The sequence below is a fragment of the Phenylobacterium sp. genome (assembly GCF_020253645.1).
Classification (GTDB): domain Bacteria; phylum Pseudomonadota; class Alphaproteobacteria; order Caulobacterales; family Caulobacteraceae; genus Phenylobacterium.
In genome coordinates, this window is the sequence record NZ_JADCBG010000040.1 from 1 (window position 1) to 5,032 (window position 5,032).

The 5,032-nt window shown below is 71.4% G+C and carries 4 protein-coding genes; 2 read left to right on the forward strand and 2 right to left on the reverse strand.

Going from position 1 to position 5,032, the window contains the following annotated elements; all coding sequences use genetic code 11:
* Positions 1–164: 164 nt before the first annotated feature.
* Positions 165–920, reverse strand: coding sequence for a glycosyltransferase family 2 protein (locus INE98_RS03310; protein ID WP_293536557.1), 756 nt, complete (start codon positions 918–920; stop codon positions 165–167).
* Between the two features lie 174 nt (positions 921–1,094).
* The gene (locus tag INE98_RS03315) at positions 1,095–2,033 is read right to left on the reverse strand and encodes a hypothetical protein (protein WP_293536559.1); all 939 of its coding nucleotides are present in this window, start codon (positions 2,031–2,033) and stop codon (positions 1,095–1,097) included.
* A gap of 66 nt (positions 2,034–2,099) precedes the next feature.
* Here INE98_RS03315 and INE98_RS03320 point away from each other — a divergent pair, with 66 nt between their 5' ends.
* Positions 2,100–4,037, forward strand: a complete 1,938-nt coding sequence (locus tag INE98_RS03320; protein ID WP_293536561.1) for a hypothetical protein — start codon at positions 2,100–2,102, stop codon at positions 4,035–4,037.
* Positions 4,034–5,032: hypothetical protein (locus INE98_RS03325; RefSeq protein ID WP_293536562.1), on the forward strand; the 999-nt coding region annotated here is incomplete at its 3' end. The genes INE98_RS03320 and INE98_RS03325, both read left to right, overlap by 4 nt.

A 5,032-nucleotide genomic window follows, 5' to 3' on the forward strand; every position in this document is an offset into this window, starting at 1 on the left:
CACCATCTGGGCCAGCCGGGTCATGTGGTCGGGGTTCCAGACGAAATAGACGCCCGCCGCGGCGAACAGCATCACCGCCAGCTTGAGCCCCAGGAAGGTGAACTTGCGAACTGCAGCCAGAAACAGGACCGAGCCGAACAGGGCCGAGGCGACGAGGGAGACGATCATGACCGTCCTCCGAACAGGATGTCCTCGAGGATGCGCACCGAGTTCGACAGCTTCTGGCCCTTGGCCAGGGAGTACTCCGAATAGGTGATGGTCACCGGATGCTCGCGCCAGTTCAGGCCCAGCCGGGCGATCTGGGACAGGATCTCGGAGGCGTGGGCCATCCGGTCCTGGTGAATCCGGATCTTCCGGGCGGCGTCCTGTGACAGGACCCTCAGGCCGTTGTGCGCGTCGGTCAGCTTCAGCCCGGTGGTGATCCGCGTGAAGATCACTGCGGCCTTGATCACCAGCCGGCGCAGGGCGGGCATGTTCACCGTCGTGCCCAGGAACCGCGATCCCAGCACGGCGTCCAGGCCCTCGGCCCGGCACCGGGCGACCATTTCCAGCGCCTCGTCGACATTATGCTGGCCGTCCGCATCGAAGGTCACGACATGCGCCGCGCCCTGGGACAGGGCGAAGTCGATTCCGGTCTGGAGGGCCGCGCCCTGGCCCCGGTTGACCAGGTGGGTGGCGACGCAGGCGCCGCCGGCCAGGGCCTGGTCGCCCGTGTCGTCAACAGATCCGTCATCCACCACGACCACCCGGGCGTGCGGGGTCACGCCGCGCACCACCTCGGCGATCATCGGGCCCTCGTTGTAGGCCGCGATCACGAACCAGAGCGTCTCGTCCCGGGGCATGGCCTCTTCGGTCTCAGGCGCGGGAGTCCCGCTTTCGGCGTCTGGAACGGTGTAAGCCGCGCCTCCCGAGAGGGGCAAGGGACTTCACCCCGGCTCCACCAGGGTCTCCAGTCTGAGGGCGGCCTCCCGCACCGCCGCCTGCGAGGCGGTCAGCTGGGCCTCCAGGCTGCGGACCTGCCGGCGAAGATCTTCGCTCAGGGGGACCAGTCCCTCCAGTTTCTCGACGACCGTCCGGGTCTCCTCGAGGGTGCGTTACAGGAAGGCCGCCCGGCCTTCGGCGTCCGCCAGGGCGGTGCGGGCCGCCATCCGGTCGGCGGAGACGGGCGAGACAAGGTCGCCGTAGAGGGTCTGCTGGCGGCTCAGCCAGGCGGAGGCCTGGTCAAGGGGTTCCCGGACGGGCGCCGCCCCGCGAGAGGCGGCCTGCAGCCAGGCGAGGACACCCGCCGCCATTTCGCCGGCCTCGCCCAGGGCGGACAGGTCGCCGCCGGGTGAATTCCGTCTCAACTCGGACGAGAGGAAGGCGTCGATCCTGCGACCTGCGGCGGACGACAGGTTCGGAAGGGGTTCGCCCAGTTGGGCCTCGGCCTGCGAAATCTGCGTGCGCCAGTCCTCCAGGAGGCCGTCATAATCGACGAAGGCCCGGGGCAGGTCGCGGCTCGCCGCTTCGGCGGCCAGCATGTAGGCCATCCAGACCATCACCGACTTGCGGGTCGGGAAGCCATCCCGCGCCGCGAGGGACCCGGCCACCGCCAGGGGGTGCCGGACCGGGATGAAGACCCTTGCGCCCAGGCCCTCCGCGTCCAGCACGCCGCGCCAGAGGTCGCCCAGGACCGACACCCGGGGATCCTTCAGCAGGGGTCGCCGCCGTCGCCCGAACTGGGCCCTGAACAGCCGCCGGGCCTCCTCCCGCCAGTCCGCCTCGTCCTCCGGGGCGGGGGCGAGGGCGGCGAAGGGGTCGTCCCAGGCGGTTCCCGCCGCGGCCAGCCGCCGGTCGTTGAAGACGGCGATGCGCCAGGGCTCGAAATAGCCGCGGGCGTTGTGGGCGTCGGCGGGCATGACCTCGCGCGGCAGGTCCGCGCCGGCCAGGGCCAGGAGGTTGGCCAGGGCGCTGGTCCCGGACCGGTGCATGCCCAGGACCAGGTAGGCCGTTCGGGCCGGGGCGGGGGCTTTGGGGCTGGGCTTGTCGGGCATGGCGGATCAGTTGATCGTGGCCGCCTTCTGTTGCACACAGGCCCGCCACCGAACAGGAATTTCCGCATGGGCCAGGGCGACGCCCCGGAACGCACCCGCCGAGCCCTTGCGGCGGCCTTCGACCCGGTCTTCTACCGAACTGTCTACGACGATGTCGCCCGGGCCGGGATCGATCCTTTCCGCCACTACACCGAGACCGGATGGCGCGAGGGACGCGACCCCACGCCCTGGTTCTCCGCAGCGGCCTACCTCGATCGCTACCCCGAGGCCTCCGGCGGCGACCCCTTCCGGCACTATCTGGACCGGGGATGGCGGGAAGGGTGCGAGCCGATCGCCTCGCCGCATCGCGAGCGGTTCCTTGAGAGGGCCGGCGCCCGTCGGCGTCCCGAAGGGTCCGAGGCCTTCTCCCCCGCCCGGGCTCTCGACGCGGACCTGCCGGCCGGCCTTGGCCGTGCAGAGGCGCGGGACCTCGCCGCTGCGGCCTTTGACCCGGGCTTCTATCTGTCCGCCTGGCCGGACGTGGCGGCCGCAGGGCTGGACCCCCTCGACCATTTCCTTCAGACCGGCTGGCGGGAAGGCCGCGACCCGTCCCGCGACTTCCGCCTCGCCGACTATCTGGAGGTGAACCCGGATGTCGCCGCCGCCGGCGTCAACCCCTTCCTGCACTGGCTTGCCGCCGGTCGGGCCGAGGGCCGGCCCCTGCGCTTTGATCTGGGTTTCCGGGGGCGCATCGTCGCCGGCCTCGTCCCCCTCACCGAGCGGATGGAGGCCGCCGGGCGCGCCGGTCTCGCCGCTCGGACCGGTCATGCCTCAGGCCTCGCCCCGATCTCCGGCGAGGTGGGCTCCGGCCTGCACATCACCTTCAGCCATGATGACTTCACCGCCCGGGTCGGAGGGGTTCAGCTCTGCCTGCAGACGGAGTCCGCCGGACTGGCGCGCCGGGACATCGATCACCTCCACCTCTTTCCTCCCGTCCCATGGCCGACCCTGCGGCCCGCAAGGAAGGCGGCGCCTGTCGGCGTCGTCTGGAAGGGGCGCACCCTGGGGACCTTCGCGGTCGCCGACCTCGCCGCCGCCCTCGCTGACCGCCGGGCGCGGGCCGGCGGTCGCGTCACCTTCGCCATCCACAGCCTGCTGGGCCACGAGGTGGGCGAGACCCTCGACCTCCTCGCCGCCGCCGGCGCGCGCCGGGGCCTCTTCTGGGCGCACGACTTCGCCGGCCTCTGCGCCGGCTACCACCTGATGCGCGACGAGGCCCGGGACTGCGGCGCCCCGCCGGCCGGCAGCGCGGCCTGCCGGATCTGCGTCTTCGGCCCGGGCCGCGACTTGCACCTTACCGGCCACCGCCGGCTGTTCGAGGCCCTGGAGCTGACCCTCGTGGCGCCCTCCCAGGCGGCCCTCGACACCTGGAACGCCGCGCCTGACGCTCCGGTCGCCCGGGCGCAGCTTGTCCACCCCCACGCCCGCCTCGCGCCGTCTGGGCGACGGGCGGAGGGCGACCCCGAAGCGCCCCTCAAGGTCGCCTTTCTGGGCATGCCCTCGGCCTCCAAGGGATGGCCGGTCTTCACCGACCTCGCCCACCGGTTCCGTGAGGATTCCCGCTACCGATTCGTACGCCTGGGCTCCGCCGCCGCCCCGGGCGCGCCCGCCGACCACATGGATGTCTCGGTCACCGCCGACAATCCGCAGGCCATGCGCCAGGCCCTGGAGGCGGCGGGGATCGACGTCGCCGTCCTCTGGTCCCTGTGCCGGGAGACCTTCTCCTTCGCCGCCTACGAAGCGGCGGCGGCGGGGGCGGCCATCCTGACCGGGCCGGACAGCGGCAACATCGCCGCCTTCACCCGGGCCGGCGGCCATGGTCTTGTGCTCCGCGACGAGGCGACCCTCTTCGCCCAGTTCGAATCCGGCGCCGTGCGTCACCTGTCGCGGGCGGCCCGACGCCCTGAAATCTGCGAGATCACGTTCAGCGGCATGAGCGTCGACCTGCTGGAGGCCCTGTCGTGAAGGTCCTGGTCTATTCGAGCTTCACCTTTTCCTACCTGAACCGGGCCAGGGTGCTCTTCCAGACCCTGCGCCGGTTCCATCCGGACTGGGAGACCGTGGCCCTGATCACCGACGAGCCGCCCCCCGGACTTGCCTTCGACCCCGACGCCGAGCCCTTCGACCGGGTGGTCTGGGCGAAGGACCTGGGGATCGAGCCCTTCCGCGGCTGGCTCTTCCGGCATGACGTGGTCGAGGTCTGCACCGCCGTGAAGGGGCCCTTCCTGCACCAGGTCTGCGAGGCCGGCGGGGCGGACATCGCCATCTATCTCGACCCGGACACGGCCCTCTTCGCCCCCCTCGATCCCCTGGTGGAGATGCTGGGCAGGGACGACATCCTGCTGACGCCGCACCTGATCGACCCCAATGACGACCGGGCCGCCATCCTCGACAACGACCTGTCGGCCTCGCGGACCGGGATCTTCAACCTGGGCTTCGTGGCCATCCGCACGACGGGGGAGGGCGCCCGCTTCGCTCGCTGGTGGAACGACCGCCTGCTGGCCTTCTGCTATGACGACATCCCCAACGGGCTCTTCGTGGACCAGAAGTGGTGCGACCATGTCCCGGCCCTGTTCGACCGGGTGAAGGTGGTCCGCGACCCCGGCTACAACGTGGCCAGCTGGAACCTGTCGACCCGCAAGGTGGCCATCACCCGGGAGGGCGAGATCCTCGTCAACGGCGCGGTCCTGCGCTTCTGGCACTTCACCAAGCTGGGCCCGACCGGCGACGTCATGACCAAGCGCTACGCCGGCGACAACTTCGAGGTCTATGAGGTCTGGCGCTGGTACAAGGAGGCCGTCGCGGCGGCCACCGACCCAGCCATCCCCGAGCGCTGGTGGGCCCACGGCCAGTTTGACGACGGCGCGCCCATCGCCAAGCCGCAGCGGGTGCTCTACCGCGAGCGCGCCGACCTGCAGGCGGCCTTCCCCGATCCCTTCGCGGGCGGGTACCAGGCCTGG